This window comes from Massilia scottii (assembly GCF_030846495.1).
Taxonomy (GTDB): Bacteria; Pseudomonadota; Gammaproteobacteria; order Burkholderiales; family Burkholderiaceae_D; genus Telluria_A; species Telluria_A violaceinigra.
In genome coordinates, this window is sequence record NZ_JAVCWM010000006.1 from 224,451 (window position 1) to 239,837 (window position 15,387).

13 protein-coding genes are annotated in these 15,387 nt (G+C 65.3%); 2 read left to right on the plus strand and 11 right to left on the minus strand.

The genetic code is table 11. The features are described 5' to 3' along the window. Nucleotides 1–56 precede the first annotated feature (56 nt). Nucleotides 57–1,016 carry a homoserine kinase gene (locus tag RBA41_RS10530; protein WP_306623622.1) on the plus strand — a complete coding sequence of 320 codons (960 nt, stop codon included), beginning with the start codon at nucleotides 57–59 and terminating at the stop codon, nucleotides 1,014–1,016. After that, the gene (locus tag RBA41_RS10535) at nucleotides 1,013–1,786 is read left to right on the plus strand and encodes a BPSS1780 family membrane protein (protein ID WP_306623623.1); all 774 of its coding nucleotides are present in this window, start codon (nucleotides 1,013–1,015) and stop codon (nucleotides 1,784–1,786) included. The genes RBA41_RS10530 and RBA41_RS10535 overlap by 4 nt, the downstream gene beginning before the upstream one ends. 58 nt (nucleotides 1,787–1,844) lie before the next feature. On the opposite strand, the gene RBA41_RS10540 is transcribed toward RBA41_RS10535, so the two are convergent. The 11 genes from RBA41_RS10540 to RBA41_RS10590 all read right to left on the minus strand — a co-directional run bounded on the left by RBA41_RS10540 (nucleotide 1,845) and on the right by RBA41_RS10590 (nucleotide 15,337). Then, nucleotides 1,845–2,405, minus strand: coding sequence for a TfoX/Sxy family protein (locus RBA41_RS10540; RefSeq protein ID WP_306623624.1), 561 nt, complete (start codon nucleotides 2,403–2,405; stop codon nucleotides 1,845–1,847). Nucleotides 2,406–2,620: 215 nt separating this feature from the next. Next, nucleotides 2,621–4,933 (minus strand): UvrD-helicase domain-containing protein, encoded by a 2,313-nt coding sequence (locus RBA41_RS10545; protein ID WP_306623625.1) that lies wholly within the window; start codon nucleotides 4,931–4,933, stop codon nucleotides 2,621–2,623. A 62-nt stretch (nucleotides 4,934–4,995) separates the two neighbouring features. After that, the gene (locus tag RBA41_RS10550) at nucleotides 4,996–6,213 is read right to left on the minus strand and encodes a M56 family metallopeptidase (RefSeq protein WP_306623626.1); all 1,218 of its coding nucleotides are present in this window, start codon (nucleotides 6,211–6,213) and stop codon (nucleotides 4,996–4,998) included. Continuing rightward, on the minus strand, nucleotides 6,203–6,589 hold the full coding sequence (locus RBA41_RS10555) for a BlaI/MecI/CopY family transcriptional regulator (protein WP_306623627.1): 387 nt from the start codon (nucleotides 6,587–6,589) through the stop codon (nucleotides 6,203–6,205). Before RBA41_RS10555 ends, RBA41_RS10550 begins: the two co-directional genes overlap by 11 nt. A gap of 107 nt (nucleotides 6,590–6,696) precedes the next feature. Further along, the gene (locus tag RBA41_RS10560; RefSeq protein ID WP_306623628.1) at nucleotides 6,697–7,107 is read right to left on the minus strand and encodes a hypothetical protein; all 411 of its coding nucleotides are present in this window, start codon (nucleotides 7,105–7,107) and stop codon (nucleotides 6,697–6,699) included. 124 nt (nucleotides 7,108–7,231) lie between these two features. Continuing rightward, the gene (locus tag RBA41_RS10565; RefSeq protein WP_306623629.1) at nucleotides 7,232–7,636 is read right to left on the minus strand and encodes a hypothetical protein; all 405 of its coding nucleotides are present in this window, start codon (nucleotides 7,634–7,636) and stop codon (nucleotides 7,232–7,234) included. Nucleotides 7,637–7,747: 111 nt separating this feature from the next. Beyond that, nucleotides 7,748–9,667 carry a M56 family metallopeptidase gene (locus tag RBA41_RS10570; protein WP_306623631.1) on the minus strand — a complete coding sequence of 640 codons (1,920 nt, stop codon included), beginning with the start codon at nucleotides 9,665–9,667 and terminating at the stop codon, nucleotides 7,748–7,750. A 269-nt stretch (nucleotides 9,668–9,936) separates the two neighbouring features. Then, nucleotides 9,937–12,615 (minus strand): class III lanthionine synthetase LanKC N-terminal domain-containing protein, encoded by a 2,679-nt coding sequence (locus RBA41_RS10575; protein WP_306623632.1) that lies wholly within the window; start codon nucleotides 12,613–12,615, stop codon nucleotides 9,937–9,939. Between the two features lie 8 nt (nucleotides 12,616–12,623). After that, entirely contained in the window at nucleotides 12,624–13,397 is a 774-nt protein-coding gene (locus tag RBA41_RS10580; protein WP_306623634.1) for a hypothetical protein, read from the minus strand. Between the two features lie 95 nt (nucleotides 13,398–13,492). Then, a complete protein-coding gene (locus tag RBA41_RS10585; protein WP_306623635.1) occupies nucleotides 13,493–13,939 on the minus strand; it encodes a hypothetical protein in 447 nt (148 codons plus the stop codon). Between the two features lie 291 nt (nucleotides 13,940–14,230). Then, a complete protein-coding gene (locus tag RBA41_RS10590) occupies nucleotides 14,231–15,337 on the minus strand; it encodes an S-(hydroxymethyl)glutathione dehydrogenase/class III alcohol dehydrogenase (protein ID WP_099874345.1) in 1,107 nt (368 codons plus the stop codon). Nucleotides 15,338–15,387: the final 50 nt, after the last annotated feature.

Here is a 15,387-nt window from a genome sequence, read left to right on the forward strand (position 1 = left end):
ATCCCCTTGCGCGCGCGCACCGATATCGATCGACTCACCTTACCCTTCGCTTGCACATGGCAGTTTTTACCGCGGTCAGCCTGGATGACCTCACCTTGCTGTTGAAGAAGTTTCCATTAGGAAACGCCATCGCCATCAAAGGGATCAGTTCCGGCATCGAAAACAGCAATTTCTTCATCGATACGGAGCGCGGCGAGTACGTGCTGACGATATTCGAGAACCTCAGTTTTGCGCAGTTGCCGTTTTATCTGCAGCTGATGCGCCATCTGGCCGAGCGCGGCGTGCTGGTGCCGGCCCCGGTGCCGGACGAGTCGGGCGAGCTGGTGGTGCCGCTGCACGGCAAGCCGGCCGCCATCGTCAGCAAACTCGAAGGCACCTCGCAAATGGCGCCGCAGCCGGTCCATTGCGCGGCCGTCGGCGCGATGCTGGCGAAGATGCATCTGGCCGCGCGCGACTTCCCGCTGCAGCAGCCGAATCTGCGCGGCCTGGACTGGTGGAACGACACCACGCCGCTGGTATTGCCCTTCCTCGACGAGCACAACGCCCACCTGCTGCGCGCCGAGATGCATTTCCAGAGCGCGTTTGCGGCCTGCGACCATTACCACCGGCTCGGGCGCGGCCCGGTCCATGCGGACCTGTTCCGCAATAATGTGATGTTCGTCGGCGAGCGCCTGACCGGGTTCTTCGATTTCTATTTCGCCGGCTGCGACACCTGGCTGTTCGACGTGGCCGTCACCGTCAACGACTGGTGCATCGACCTCGCCACCGGCGTGCTCGATGCGCGCCGCGTGCGCGCCCTGCTCGACGCCTATCACGCGGTACGCCCGTTCACGGCCGACGAGCAGGCCGCCTGGCAACCCATGCTGCGCGCCGCCGCGCTGCGCTTCTGGCTCTCGCGCCTGTACGACCTCTACCTGCCGCGCGAAGCCGAAATGCTGACCCCGCACGACCCGACCCATTTCGAGCGGATCCTGCGCGAGCGCATCGCCACCCCTGCCCCGGAATTGTTCGCATGAGCCGCCTTCCCGCCATCACCGGATGGCTCTGGATCAAGCAGGGATTCGCCCTGTTCCGCAAGCAGCCGGCGATCCTCACCATGCTGCTGTTCGCCACCCTGCTGTTCAGCCTGACCCTGAGCGCCATTCCGCTGCTCGGACAGATGATCACGATGGTGCTGGTTCCCTCGTTCAGCATGGCGATCCTGCAAGCCTGCAACCTGATCGGGCAGGACCAGCCGGTCACGCCCGGCGTGCTGCTGACCGGATTTCGCCAGCCGGCCTTGCGCCGCCTGTGCAAGCTGGGCCTGATCTACCTGGGTCTGTCGATCCTGCTCGGCGTGATGCTGGCGCTGATGATTTCGCCCGAATTCATCAAGCAGATGAGCGTGCCGCTGGCCGAACGCGCCGCGCAAAAAATCAGCGCCGCCGACATGCAGGCGGTGCTGCTGACGGGCCTGCTGCAAAGCCTGGCGCTGCTGGCGCTGTGCTTCGCGCCGCCGCTGACGTACTGGCAGCAGATGTCACCGGGCAAAGCGATCTTTTACAGCATCTTCGGCATCTTCGGGGCAATCCGCCCGTTCATGGTGATGCTGCTGGCGTGGAGCGCCATGTTTTTCGGCGCCTCGATCGGGGTCATGCTGCTGCTCGGCGACAGCCAGGGCGGGCGGATTGCCGTCATCTGGCTGATGCTGCAGTTCGTGCTGCTGCTGCAGTGCGCGATTTTCTGCAGCTACCGGCAGATCTTCGGCGACCCGTCGCTGCTGCCGAAAGAGGCGGCGCTCAAGTAGAAACCCAAACACGGACGCAAGCTAGTCGGCGCTGCGAGGAAGAAAGCCGGAGCCGCTGCTACTGCCGCTGACCGCCAGTCTCATATGAATCGAGCGCCAGCAAAAGGCTGGCCCTGTGCTCACGCGATACTGTTTGCCAGGATTCGCCAGTCAAGGCTCCTTCTATTGCCCACAAGAGATTGAGGCTGACACGTGCTCCCGAGCGCTTGGCCATCGCAAAGGCAGCAACTGAGCCGAGCATTGCAAGATGGTCCAAGGAGTCAATTCCTGCTGCCGCGAGGATGGCTGCTGACTTGGGGCCGAGGTTTGCCATGCTCTCGAGTTCGCGGATGGCATGGTCGGGCAGCAGCGGCTCGTGGACCAGTCCAGGCTCAACCATCGTCTTGCTGGCACGAGTAGCGGCGGCGATAGCGGCCTGAACCGCCGCCTTCGCCTGGGGACTATTCTTCCAACAGCTTGAACCAACAAGTGCGGCGGCTCTTTCCACAATGCCTTGGGCGTCTGCGGCAGCCAGTTGCTCCAGATCCGAATAGCCCATCTGCTCAAGTCGAGCGATGACCGTCGGCCCGACCCCTTTGACTGCGCAAAGTATTTCTCGATCATTGACAGAAAACGGCATCGAAGGAATCCATTCTATAGTGGTTACACAGCGCGTAGAATCATCATCGACCGTTCGGTCACGCGGACCGGGTCGTTCTTCCAGACGCTCGCGTTTTTAGCTCACCGCGCTGCGCTTTGATCAACTCAACTTTCATCGCTACCCGCATGATTTCCCCTCCTTGCGACAGATACACGCGGATACACTATCAGTCTTATTATTCATGACGCACCAGACTAGCGCGCCACGCGTTCGAGCTTGGCGACCGACAGGTCGAGCACTTTCATGCCGGCCTTGCCGAAATTGATCTGGGCGCGCGCATTGCTGCCGCCGCCCTCGATATTGACAATCACCCCTTCGCCGAACTTGGCGTGCGCCACCGATTCGCCGATGCGCCATCCGGGCCCGTTGCTGGCCGCTTTCTGCGTGATCTGCTGGGCGATCTTGTTGTCCGAGCCGCCGCTGCTGAATTTGGCCTCATCCCAGGCCGACTTCTTGTTGCCGAACCAGTGCGACTGCACGCGCGGCGAAATCCATTTGAGCGCCTCTTCCGGCAGCTCGTCGAAGAAGCGCGATTTCATGTTGTAGCGGGTCTGGCCGTGCAGCATGCGCGTTTGCGTAAAACTCATGTACAGGCGCTTGCGCGCGCGCGTGATGGCCACGTACATCAGGCGCCGTTCTTCATCGACGCCATCCATTTCGCGCGAGCTGCTTTCGTGCGGGAACAAGCCTTCTTCCAGGCCGGTGATGAACACGGCGTCGAATTCGAGGCCCTTGGCCGAGTGCACCGTCATCAGCTGCAGCGCATCCTGCCCGGCCTGGGCCTGGGCGTCGCCCGCTTCGAGCGAGGCGTGCGACAGAAACGCCGACAGCGGCGACATGATGGTGTTGAGCGCGATGTCGGCGTCGATGATCTCGGTGCCGTCGCCATTCAAAATCAGCTCGCCGGCGCTGGCCTGCGTCTTCGGTCCCATGTAAGCCGGGGCGCCCTGGCCGAAGCCTTCTTCCTGCACGAACTGGGTGGCGGCATTGACCATCTGTTCCAGATTTTCGATGCGGTCGGCGCCTTCCTTTTCGTTCTGGTAGTGCTGCAGCAGGCCGCTGGCCTCGAGCACCACGCGCACCGTTTCGGGCAGCGCCAGTTGCTGGGTCTCGAAGCGGGCCCCTTCGACCAGTTTCACGAAGCTGTTGAGCGAAGAGCCGGACTTGCCGGCCACGTAAGGCACCGCCGCGTACAGCGAAATGCCGTACTGTTCGGCGGCCGCCTGCAGCGCTTCGATCGAGCGCATGCCGATGCCGCGCGTGGGGAAATTGACAACGCGTAAAAAGGCCGAATCGTTGTGCGGATTGTCCATCAGCTGCAAGTAGGCGATGGCGTGCTTGACTTCGGCACGCTGGAAGTAGCGCTGGCCGCCGTACACGGTGTAGGGCAGGCCGGCCGCGAACAGGGCGTGCTCGATCACGCGCGACTGCGCATTGGAGCGGTACAGGATCGCGATTTCGCGGCGCAAGGAACCCTCGGCCATCAGGCTCTTGGCTTCCTCGATGATCCACTGGGCCTCTTCCAGGTCGGACGAGGCTTCGTAGATGCGCACCGGCTCGCCGTGGCCGGCATCGGTGCGCAGGTTCTTGCCCAGGCGCTTGCTGTTGTTGGCGATCAGGTGATTGGCGCTGTCGAGGATGTGGCCGTGCGAGCGGTAGTTCTGCTCCAGCTTGATCAGGTTCTCGACCCGGAATTCGCGCTCGAAGGCACTCATGTTGCCCACATTGGCGCCGCGGAAGGCGTAAATGCTCTGGTCGTCGTCGCCCACGGCGAACAGCGCGCCGGCCACCTGCTGGCCCTGCCCCGCCAGCAGCTTGAGCAGATTGTATTGCAGGTCATTGGTATCCTGGAACTCGTCGACCAGGATGTGCTTGAAGCGCGCCTGGTAATGCTCGCGCAGCGGCTGGTTGCGTTCGAGCAGTTCGTAGGCGCGCAGCAGCAGTTCGGCGAAATCGACCACGCCTTCGCGCTGGCACTGGTTGTCGTACAGTTCGTACAACTCGACCATCTTGCGTTCGATCGGGTCGTGCGCCTCGACCCGGTTGGCGCGCAAGCCCTGGTCCTTGGCGTTGTTGATGAAATACATCAGGTTCTTGGCCGGATACTTTTCGTCATCGATATTGTTCGCTTTCAGCAAACGCTTAATCATCGACAACTGATCCTGGGAATCGAGGATCTGGAAGGTTTGCGGCAGCGCGGCATCGCGGTAATGGGTGCGCAGGAAGCGGTTGCACAGGCCGTGGAAAGTGCCGATCCACATGCCGCGCGTGCTCACCGGCAGCATGGCGGACAGGCGGGTCAGCATTTCCTTCGCTGCCTTGTTGGTAAACGTCACCGCCATGATCCCGGACGGCGACACTTGGCCGGTCTGGATCAGCCAGGCGATGCGGGTCGTCAGCACGCGCGTTTTGCCGGAGCCGGCGCCCGCAAGAATCAGGGCGCTCTGCGGTGGCAGGGTGACGGCGGCGAGTTGTTCGGGATTGAGGTTATGGAGGAGATTTTGCATACCGTGATTATACCGGCGTGCCGCCGCCGGACGGCGGCGGTTTCGCTGGCGAACGGGCCTTGTCAGGCGCCGGGCACGGCCTGGGCCGCCGGCGTGACCGTCAATTCAAGCGCCAGGCCGGGCTTGCCCTGGGCGCCGGCAATCTTGATGCCGCTGCTGGCGCCCAGGCGTGCCAGCGTGCCCGGTTCGCTCACCAGCTTGCCGTTCTGGCTGATTTTGCTGCGGATGAACACCTGGTCGGGGCCGGCCGCGGTAATCGAAAAATCGCCGGTCCACGCGCTCTCGCCCTCTCCCGAGCGCACCGAAAAGTCCGCCGGCGTGAGAATGTGGACGTTCTGCGGCGCCGCGTCGGTCCCGACGCGCAGCGTCATGGCCACTGCGTAGCCGGGCGTGGACTCGGCGCGTGCGGCCAGGGCGCCGAAGACGGTGACGGCGGCCAGCGCCGCTACCAGCATGCGCCCTGCCATGCGGCGCGAAGGGGTTGGTGAGGTTTGCTGCAGATGCATGATGCGCTCCTTGAGTGGGTGGCAGGATTGCCAGTGGCAGACGGACGGCGTGACGCTCGCGCCGGCCTGGGTTTTCATCATCGCGCCGGCATAGGCGCGGCGCCGGGCCGGATGGCGCTGCATCACCAGCGCGTCGCAGGCCAGTTCCTGGTCGAAGCGAAAGCGCGGCGCGGCCAGGTGCACGAGGGGGTTGAACCAGAGGGCGCATTGCATCAGCGCCAGCAAGGTGTTGGCGGCGGCATCGGCGCGCTGCGCGTGGACCTGCTCGTGGGCGATGATCAGCGCCTGTTCGGCGGCGCTGTAGCGCTGCTCGAAATCGGCCGGCACCACGATCGTCTGGCGCCACAATCCGAGCAGGGCCGGCCCGCCAGCCGTATGGGCGGCGTAGGCGAGGCCGCCGCGCACGGTCAGTGTGCCCAGGCTGCGCACGAAGGCGCGGTGGCTCAGGCAAAACAGGGCCAGCGTGGCCAGCGCGCCGCAAGCCCATGCCAGCAGCAGCCACCCGGTGAAACCAGGATGGGCGGCGCTGACCGCCCCGGTCGCGATCCCCGCAGGGCCGAACGCCGGCAGCAGCACCAGCGCCTCTACCGGGGCGGCGAACAAGGGCTGCAGCGCGGCGGCGGTCATGGCCAGCGGGACGATCAGCCAGGCCTGGTACGCCAGGCGGGCGTCGATACGCCGGCGCAGCGGGCGGCGCACCAGCAGCAGCAGCACAATGGCCGCGCTGGCGCAGATGGTCAGGCGCAGCAGCAGATCGGGCAGGCTATTGATCATCGTCGAGCTCTCCGATCAGGCGTTTGAGCTCGGCGATGTCGGTCTTGCTCAGTTTGCGGTGCTTGCCGAAATGGGCCACCAGCGGCGCAATGCGCCCGCCGAACAGGCGATCGAGCATGCCCTTGCTTTCGCTGGTGAGCCAGTGCTCGCGCTTGAGCACCGCCGTGTAGAGATAGCGGCGGCCGTCCTTCTGCGCGCTGACCGCACCCTTGTTGAGCAGCCGGTTGAGCAGCGACTTGACGGTCGCTTCCCGCCACTCGTGGCCACTCACGAGCGCAGCCACGATATCTTCGGCCGGCATGGCGCGGCCAGCCTGCCACAGCACTTCCATGACCTTCGACTCGGCGTCGCTGATCGCGCCCGCTTGTTGTTCCATGCGCCACTCCCTTTATTAATTACACGTGTAATCGATCACTTATGATTACACGCGTAATCGCAAAGGTCAAGCCCGTGTCGCGGGCTTTATTACTTTTGCTTCATTCTTTATTTGCGGCGGTAGACCGACACCAGCACGCTGGTGGGATCGTTGACGGACAGGGCACCATCGTTGATGCAGTAGTCCAGCGGCGCCGGCAAGGCATCGATGCTCAGGCTGACGCAGTTGGCTTTCTTCGAGACGGTCTTGGCGACCTTGTACTCATAGGTCATCGGCTGGGCGACGCTGTCGGCCAGCGAGAGCGTGATCGTTTTTGCGTCGATCACCATCTGGCTGCCCTGGAACCTGCGCTCGAGCTGCGCAAGCTGTTCGGCCGGGGCGTTATTTTTCTTCGCCTGTTCGAGCATCGGGGCCAGGTCGATCTCCCAGCTTCCCTTGATGTCGACCGGGGCGGCATGCGACTGGGCGGCGCACAGCACGGCAATGGCCGCAAAACCAACGCGTAGAGCTTTGTTCATGTTTTCCTTAACGGTGAGTCGATGGTGGTAGCGCTTCCTGCGCGACCGGAAGCCTGATTCTAATCCATTGTACAATCGACATGCAATTAAGTTAACAGATCGCAGCCCCTTCGTCGCTGCGTGCTCAATGGCGCCGGTAGAACTGGGTCATGCCGGCGGTGGGGTCCTTGACCTGCATGCCGCCGGCCACCAGACAGTAGGCAATGGGACGCGGTGAGCCATCCACGAGCAGCGCCATGCAGTCATCCCTGGTCCCGACTACTTTGTACTTCAAGATCATGGGATGCCGGTCGTCATAGCCGGCGACGGTGAGCTTGACCGCCTTCGCATCGATGGTCATGATGCCGCCGCGGAAGGTCTCTTCCATCGACGCGATCGCTTTCGCCGGCGCCTTCTTCGCTTTCATCTCCGCCACCATGGGCGCCAGGTCAATGATCCAGCGCCCCTTGATATCGACCGGCGCGGCGCGCGATGGAGCAGCACACAGGACGGCAGCGGCCGCGACAAAAACGCCGACAAATTTTTTCATGATTCCCTTAACGGTCAGATGGAGTGGCAACCCCGGCGCATCGCCGGAGCCGCCATTCTATATCATTGCACATTCGACATTTTTGGCTATTTGCCAAAATAGTCAGACAGCTCAGCCCGCGCGATTCCCTGGCAGCGGCCGCGCCAGGCCCCTGGCGACGGCGTCGCGCAGCACCTCGCGCATCACGCGCTCCGCCGCTTTGGCTTGCTGGTCCATTTCCCGGCCCAGTACATTCATCTGCTTGCCCAGCGCGTCCATCGGTTTGCCGGCTTCTTTCATCTGCCTGCCGATGGCGTCCATCGGCGCGCGCGCCACCTCCATTTTGGCGTGCTGGCGCTCCAACTGCGCGTGCTGCTGGTCGAGCTGGCGTTCGATGTCGCCCAGCTTGACGTTGAGCTGGTCGCGTTTGCCCGATAACTGCGTGCGCGCGGCCCCGCTGGCGTCGTCGATCCGGCGCTCAAGCAGCACAATGTCGCGCTGCAAGCGGCCCTGCTGAGACGCCAGCGCCACGATCAGGCCGGTGATGCGCTGCGTTTCGGCGTCGTCGGGCCGATTGGCGCCCACAGTGCGCTCCATGTCGCGGCCCAGCTGTTCGACCACTTTGCCGTGCTTTTCCATCTCCTTGCCATGCACGTCCATCCGCTCGCCGAGGCGCTTGAGCGGCGCATAGGCGTCGGTCACCCTGGCGATCAGCGCAGGGTCCTGCACCACGTAAGCCTTGCCGCCCTGGCGGAACCACAGGAAGTCGCCCTTGACGGTGTGCTTGGCGGCGTCGATGTCGTCGACATCGCGGCTGTCGCCACTGAGCATGCCCTTGCGCTCGGCGCCCTGCACCAGCGCATACGACATCTCGCCGGCGCCCTTGGTGATGGTCACGGGAGGACGCGGCGGCATGGGTGGCATGGGTGGCACCGGCGGTACCGGCATATCCATCGATGCCGCGGGAGCGGCCGGCGGCGCCGGGGGCACCGGCGGCACCGGAGGGATCGCCTGCGCACTATCGATGCGCGCGGTTTTGGCAAGCGGTAGCGGCGCTGTCTGCGCGTTGGCATAGAAGGCGGCGCAGGCGGCCGACAGGCCGAGTATCGGCAGCGCCATTTTCCAGTTGAGCGGTTCGGTATCCGGGCGTACCAGGCGTTTGATGCGGGACATAAGATTTCCTCCGTGAGCCCCATGGGCGAGTTGAGGTGTGGAGAACTGGAACCGGTCCAGTTCGGATAATGCAAGCGCCAGACGCCGCGGTTCGCCGAGCATGCTTGCTGCTAAATCATCTGCAATCTGTTCGCGCTCGATCCGCACCCGGTGCGACAACCACCACACCGCCGGGTGATAGAACAGCACGATTTCGATCGCGCTTTGAATCAGGTTGACCAGGTAATCGAAGCGCTTGATGTGCGCCATTTCGTGCGCCAGCAAGGCTTCGAGCAGGTCGGGCGGCATGCCGCTCACCAGCGACGCCGGCACCAGGATCACCGGGCGCCACCAGCCGGCCGTGACCGGGCTGGGCAAGTCGTCCACCAGCCCCAGCGCGACCTGGCGCGCCACGCCGAAACGCAGCGCCAGCCGGTCCACCCTCGCCTGCCAGGCGGCGTTGTGCGCAAACCGGCCCGGCTGGCTGCGGCGCCGTACCCAGGCCAGGCCCAGCATCAGGCGCAGCGCCAGCAGGCCGGCGCCGCAGCTCCAGAAAAACATCAGCAGGGGCAGGCGCTGCTGCAGCACCGGCTCCCATGTCGCGACCTGCGCCGCCAGGATGGGCGCGCCGCCTGGTATCTCCGGCATGCCGGCGGCGGCCAGCGGCAGCATGGTCGTGAGCGCCTGCGCATCGAGCACGCGCTGCACCGTGCCGGCCAGCGGCAAGGCGGCGCACAGCAGCAGCGCGGCACAGCCGACGGCGTAGCGCAGCTGGGGACGCGCAGCGCGCAGCAATCCCAGCACCATGGCGGCGAGGCAGCCGATCAACGCTCCCTGCCACACAAAATCGAGCAGCGCCCAGCCCAGGCTGGGCACGATAACGGCGAGCATGTCGTTCATGGGTGGGTTCCTGCGTGCATTTGTCTCTCCGTCAATAGTCCAATGTAGAATAAAATATCTAGATAATTTTGTCTAGAACTATTTTTCTACTTTGAGGGCGGCCGCGGGCGCGGCGTGCTGACGGTACTGTAGGAGGAAGGCGGAACATGCTCCAGCGGCAGGCGATGGGCGGTCGATTCGGGGGAACAGGCGACCGAAGGAGGTCGCTGGCGCGCGCGCCGGATGGACGCAAGCCGGCGTTGATGCGGCAACGCCGGCTTGCACAGCGATTACGGCAGCAAAGGAAAACTCAATCCCTTGCCGGCGCCGCTCAAACGCGCCAGAAAGTGCGCGATGCCGCCCATGCCGACCATCAGGTCCGCGGTCGGCGCCACCGGGTCTTCCGACAGCCAGATCAGGCTCCCATCGGCGCAACGGTGCCCGAGGTGCAGGATGGTGTCCGCCAGCGCGGCGGCCTTGTCGCGATAGGCCGGCTCGCCCAGCGCCTCGGCGCCTTCCAGCAAGATTTCACCGAGGCCGCCCAGTCCATGGCAGATGGTGAGGTTGGGCGCGCGCAGGGCGGGATCGATGCCGTCCAGCGCGCGCCGCGCGAGCTGCGCCGCCGCCGGATCGTTGGTGAGCCGGTACGCGCGCAGGAAGGTCAGCGCGATGCCGGGCGCCCCATGGCACCACCAGTTCCAGACGGCGCCCTGGCGGTCGCTGTAGCGCCACTGGAGCGCCGCCGCCCCGTCGGCCGGCAGCGCATGCTGTCCGAGCCAGCGCAGGCCACGGCTGGCGGCCGCGCGGCTGCTGGCGTCGCCAAAGCGCTCGCCATGCTCGAGCAGGAAGAACACCATGCCGGCCACGCCGTGGGCAAAACCGCTCAGGGTTTCGCCGGACATGCCGGGCACCCCCTCGGGCATGACCCAGGAACCGTCGGCCGCCTGGGACTCGGCCAGGTAGCGCGCGCAGCGCTGCGCCATGGCCAGCGGAGCGTCCGTGCCAAGGCTGTGCGCGCACATGAGGGCGGCCAGGCCCTGCCCCGCCGCGCCGTGCGTGACGTCGGGCCAGGCGATGGGCGCGTCGAACACCCGGGCCATCCAGTCGTCGATGCGCTGCGTCGGTGCGATCAGCCTGGCGCGCACCGCTTCGGCGATGCAGACGGCCACGCCGGCGTCGCCGAAATGCAGGCCGGGCATGCCGTGGTCGGGCGTCCGGGCGTCCGACAGCAGCCAGGCCACGGCCTGGTCCACGGCCTGGGCGGCGCCGTCGATGGCGATGCCGGCGCGGCCAAGACGCGCGAGCGCGTACACCACGCCCGCAACGCCGCGGTTGGCGCCGCGCCGCAGTTCGTACGAGGAAGCCTGTTCCTGCCCGCCCGCGGAATTGGACAGGCCCGCCGACAGCCACAGGCCCGATTGCGGGTCGCGGAAGGCGTGCCGCAGCAGGCCCAGTCCGGCGCCCCGGGCGCAGGCTGCGAAGTCGTGCTGCTGCGGCGCGCCAGCGGGCGCGGCACCGGCGCACAGGCTGGCCTGGTAAGCGGCCAGCTGCCGCCCGAACGCGGCCAGCGCGGGGCGCGCCAGCGGATCGTCGTCCAGGCCGGCCAGCACCACCGCCAGCAGCGCGTCGGGCACCGATGCGGTCAGGTGGCGCAGGTTGCGCACGCGCGATTCGCCGCGCGCAAACAGGGTGCGGCGCGGATCGAGGCCGGTCAGGGCGAACAGGATCAGCGCCGCCGTCGCATGGATATCCTGCGCGAACGCGGGCGCGGCGCCCGCTTCCTGTTCCGGCGCCATGAAGCCCGGCGTGCCCTTGCCGAACACCGGAGCGCAGTCGCCCACATGCTGCGCAATCTCCAGGTCCAGCAGCCAGGTTTTCCCATCGTCCCCGAGCCAGACGTTCGACACGCTCAGGTCGCGGTGCACGAACCCGGCGCAGTGCAGCCCTTGCACCGCGTCGACCAGCTGGCGCAAGGCGTCCAGCAGGCGCAGCTTGTCCTGGTGGCCGGCGGCGCTCCAGGGACCGCGCTTCAGGCTCGCCTGCACCACCGTTTCCAGGTCGGCGCCAGGCAGGAAGGCCATCGGCAAATAGCCGTTGCCGTCGACCTCGAAGTACGGGTCGCACGCGGGCACCGGCACCATGCCGCCCACCTGCGCGTGGATGGCGCCCTGGCGTTGCAGGCGTACCCGGATGTCGCGTCCATGGATGTCCGACAGGCAGTGCTTGCGCCCTTCCTTGATCACCCTGCCGGCCACGCTGTCCTGCGAGCGCGCCAGGATGGCCAGGTAGACATTGCCTTTGGCATGATGCTTGATGACGTCGACCAGCACATAGCCGGGCCCGAACGTGGCCGGACCACTCGGCCTCTGGGCATCGGCCGGTGCCGCCGCCGGCGCGACCGGGGGGGCGAACGGGCAGGCGACAAAGGATGGCGGCACGAAAGGCTGGGTGTAGGCGTCGGCAATCAGGTCGCCGTCGGCGCCCCTGATGTACAGGTGGTGCTGGCCGAGCAGGTCGCGCTCGACGATGGTGTTGAAGCCGCCGTAGCGCGCATACACCAGATTACCGAGGGCCATGTCCGACGTGATCACGGGGCCGTTGAAGCCTTCGGTCGCCTGTACCAGCTGCATGGCGAGCGCGCTGGCATCGACATCGCTGGCGGGGTAGATGGTGCAGAATTTGCCGACCTGGGTGGCGCCCAGGTTCCCTTCGTTGAGCAGTCCCAGGATGGTGGCGTCCCTGGCGATCTTGAATGGCACCTGGCGGGCCCGCAAGACGGGAATGATGGCGTCGAGCAGGGCGTGCGCCTCGGCCGGAACGCCGGACACGTGCAGTTTCCAGCCCTGCACGCGGTCGGTGCGGTCGACCTTGAGCCACACGCCGCCGATCTCGGGCGACAGGCCCCAATCGTGCAGGTGGTCCAGATAGGAAGTGCTGTTCGGCAGCGCGCTGTCAATTGATGGATTCATGTGGTGGCTCATTTCCAGACGAGGTAGGCGTCATCCCAGACCTGGCCGGCGGCCCGCGCGCGTTCGTTGCGCCAGAGGTCAAGGCCGAGGTAGCGGGCGTCGATGTTCGTGGTGAAGCCGCAGCTGTCGCCGCAGGTGTTGCCGCAACTTGTAGCGGTGCACGTGACGTCGCAGGTGGAACCGCCGCAGGTCACGCCGTCGCAGGTGTACGAGGTGCAGGAACAGGTGTATTGGGGGCCGCATGCGCCGAGGGCGAGGTCTCCGCCCGGGAGCCTGGCGACCGACGTGCCGAACGGCCGTGGGCTGAGCGCGCGCAGCCTGCCGCCGCCGATGCTATCGAGGTAAGGCAAGGTGCCCATGGCCGCATCCGGATCGGCGATGAAGGTATCGAACAGTTGCTCGTTGTCGCGCAAGTCGCCGACCAGCCGGGCGAACGGGGTGCTGCCGGGGTTGGGGGCAGCCGGCATGCGCGCGGCCGATCCGGCCGGCAAGTTGACGGTCTCGCCGCAGCTGGCACCGCAGGTGCTTATTCGGCAGGTGGCATAACAGGTGATGTAGCAGGCACTGCCGGTGCATCCGCAGAGGGCGGCGGCCCTGTCTTGCAGGGCAGTGGCATCGGCGATGAACGCTTGCGGATCAATGGCCCCGATCGCGCGCCGCGTTGCCTCGTCGAGGTAGGTCAGCGATCCCAACGCGGCATCGGGATCGGACAGGAAGGTATGAAACAGTTGCGCGTCGCCGCGCAAGTCGCCGACGAGTCGGGCGAGAGTCGTTCTGTCCATGGCGGGCTCCTTGGTGAAGCGGCGGGACGCCGAAAGCAATGTGAGGCGCCGGACCGGCGTGACGCCTCACATTGCTGCGCTAATGCGTGCGCGGATCAACGGCTCCAAGGGTTGGCCGGATTGATGATGACGCCACCGAGATCGGTGAAATTGGTGGTGTAGCCGCAGCTTTCGCCGCAGGTGTTGTCGCAACTGCTCGAACAGGTGTTGCCGCAGCGTGCCAGCTCGCTCCGGATGCCCGAGAAATAGTTCACCCCGGGGGCGGCAATCGCCGCCTCGGCGGTCAGGTTGGTGGTGTAGCCGCAACTGCCGCCACAGGTGTTGTCGCAGCTGCTCGAACAGGTATTGCCGCAGCGCTGAAGCACGCCCAGTGCGCTGGCAATGAGGGCTGCCGGATCCTGGCCCACCAGGGCACCTTTCGCCCGGCGGTCAAGGTCGGCGACCTGGTCTATCACTTTTTCCGGGCTGAAAATCAATTGATGGAAAAACGCGGGATCGGCTTTTGCCTTCGCGACCAGATCATGAAATACTTTGGGATCCATTTGAAACCTCCACAAGAAGAAGCACAACGTGGAACATGGGGTGCTAGCTGCATGGCTACGGGTGAAACGACACCCCGGGGAAGTTCAATATAGTTCCGCGACAGGACTCAATGCATGATCGGCGTCAGGCCGGACCTTATGGCGCGCCAAGGAGGCGCCAGCTTGCTGGGGGGAAGCGCAAGTGTGCGCCGGCAAGGCGGCGCGGACGGGAGCGGCAACGGGCAGGCCCGCTGCCGATGAGCAACATGGCATGGCGCCGCTTGCGCAAAGGCGGTAGCGGCGGTAGCGGCGTCAGTACAGCACGACCGAGCGGATCGACTCGCCGCTCTTCATCAGGTCGAAGCCTTCGTTGATGCGTTCGAGCGGCAGGCGGTGCGTGATCAGGTCGTCGATATTGATCTTGCCTTCCATGTACCAGTCGACGATCTTGGGCACGTCGGTGCGCCCGCGCGCGCCGCCGAACGCGGAGCCTTTCCATACACGGCCCGTGACCAGCTGGAACGGACGGGTCGAAATCTCCTGCCCCGCCGCCGCCACGCCGATGATGATCGACTGGCCCCAGCCCTTGTGCGACGATTCGAGCGACTGGCGCATGGTGGTCACGTTGCCGATGCATTCGAAGCTGTAGTCCGACCCGCCGTCGGTCAGCTGGATGATCGTGTCGACCACGTTTTCCACCTTGGACGGATTGATGAAGTGGGTCATGCCGAACTTGCGCGCCATCGCTTCGCGCTCGGGGTTCAGGTCCACGCCGATGATCTTGTCGGCGCCGACCATTTTCGCCGCCTGGATCACGTTCAGGCCGATGCCGCCCAGGCCGAACACCACCACGTTGGCGCCCGCTTCCACCTTGGCCGTAAACAACACCGCGCCCACGCCGGTGGTGACGCCGCAGCCGATGTAGCAGATCTTGTCGAACGGCGCGTCCGAGCGCACCTTGGCCAGCGCGATCTCGGGCACCACGATGTAGTTCGAGAAGGTCGATGTGCCCATGTAGTGGAAAATCGGCTTGCCGTCGATCGAGAAGCGGCTGGTCGCATCGGGCATCAGGCCGCGCCCCTGGGTCGAGCGGATCGACTGGCACAGATTGGTTTTTTGCGACAGGCAGAATTTGCACTGGCGGCATTCGGGGGTGTACAGCGGGATGACGTGGTCGTCCTTGCTCAGGCTCTTCACGCCAGGGCCCACGTCGACCACCACGCCGGCGCCTTCGTGTCCGAGAATGGCGGGGAAAATCCCCTCCGGATCGGCGCCCGACAGCGTGTAGTAATCGGTGTGGCAGATGCCGGTGGCCTTGATTTCGACCAGCACCTCGCCCTCGCGCGGGCCTGCCAGGTCGACTTCTTCAATCGTCAGCGGCTGGCCCGCCTTCCATGCAATCGCTGCCTTGGTTTTCATGTTGTTCCTGTCCCTCAGATGATCGGATCGCGCCGCGCGGGCGCACTTCC

Coding starts and splice junctions, on each gene's coding strand:
- RBA41_RS10565 (WP_306623629.1), bottom strand. CDS start 7,636: ATGAAAAAATTTGTCGGCGTTTTTGTCGCGGCCGCTGCCGTCCTGTGT.
- RBA41_RS10560 (WP_306623628.1), bottom strand. CDS start 7,107: ATGAACAAAGCTCTACGCGTTGGTTTTGCGGCCATTGCCGTGCTGTGC.
- RBA41_RS10580 (WP_306623634.1), bottom strand. CDS start 13,397: ATGGACAGAACGACTCTCGCCCGACTCGTCGGCGACTTGCGCGGCGAC.
- RBA41_RS10540 (WP_306623624.1), bottom strand. CDS start 2,405: ATGCCGTTTTCTGTCAATGATCGAGAAATACTTTGCGCAGTCAAAGGG.
- RBA41_RS10530 (WP_306623622.1), top strand. CDS start 57: ATGGCAGTTTTTACCGCGGTCAGCCTGGATGACCTCACCTTGCTGTTG.
- RBA41_RS10570 (WP_306623631.1), bottom strand. CDS start 9,667: ATGAACGACATGCTCGCCGTTATCGTGCCCAGCCTGGGCTGGGCGCTG.
- RBA41_RS10550 (WP_306623626.1), bottom strand. CDS start 6,213: ATGATCAATAGCCTGCCCGATCTGCTGCTGCGCCTGACCATCTGCGCC.
- RBA41_RS10585 (WP_306623635.1), bottom strand. CDS start 13,939: ATGGATCCCAAAGTATTTCATGATCTGGTCGCGAAGGCAAAAGCCGAT.
- RBA41_RS10535 (WP_306623623.1), top strand. CDS start 1,013: ATGAGCCGCCTTCCCGCCATCACCGGATGGCTCTGGATCAAGCAGGGA.
- RBA41_RS10590 (WP_099874345.1), bottom strand. CDS start 15,337: ATGAAAACCAAGGCAGCGATTGCATGGAAGGCGGGCCAGCCGCTGACG.
- RBA41_RS10575 (WP_306623632.1), bottom strand. CDS start 12,615: ATGAATCCATCAATTGACAGCGCGCTGCCGAACAGCACTTCCTATCTG.
- RBA41_RS10545 (WP_306623625.1), bottom strand. CDS start 4,933: ATGCAAAATCTCCTCCATAACCTCAATCCCGAACAACTCGCCGCCGTC.
- RBA41_RS10555 (WP_306623627.1), bottom strand. CDS start 6,589: ATGGAACAACAAGCGGGCGCGATCAGCGACGCCGAGTCGAAGGTCATG.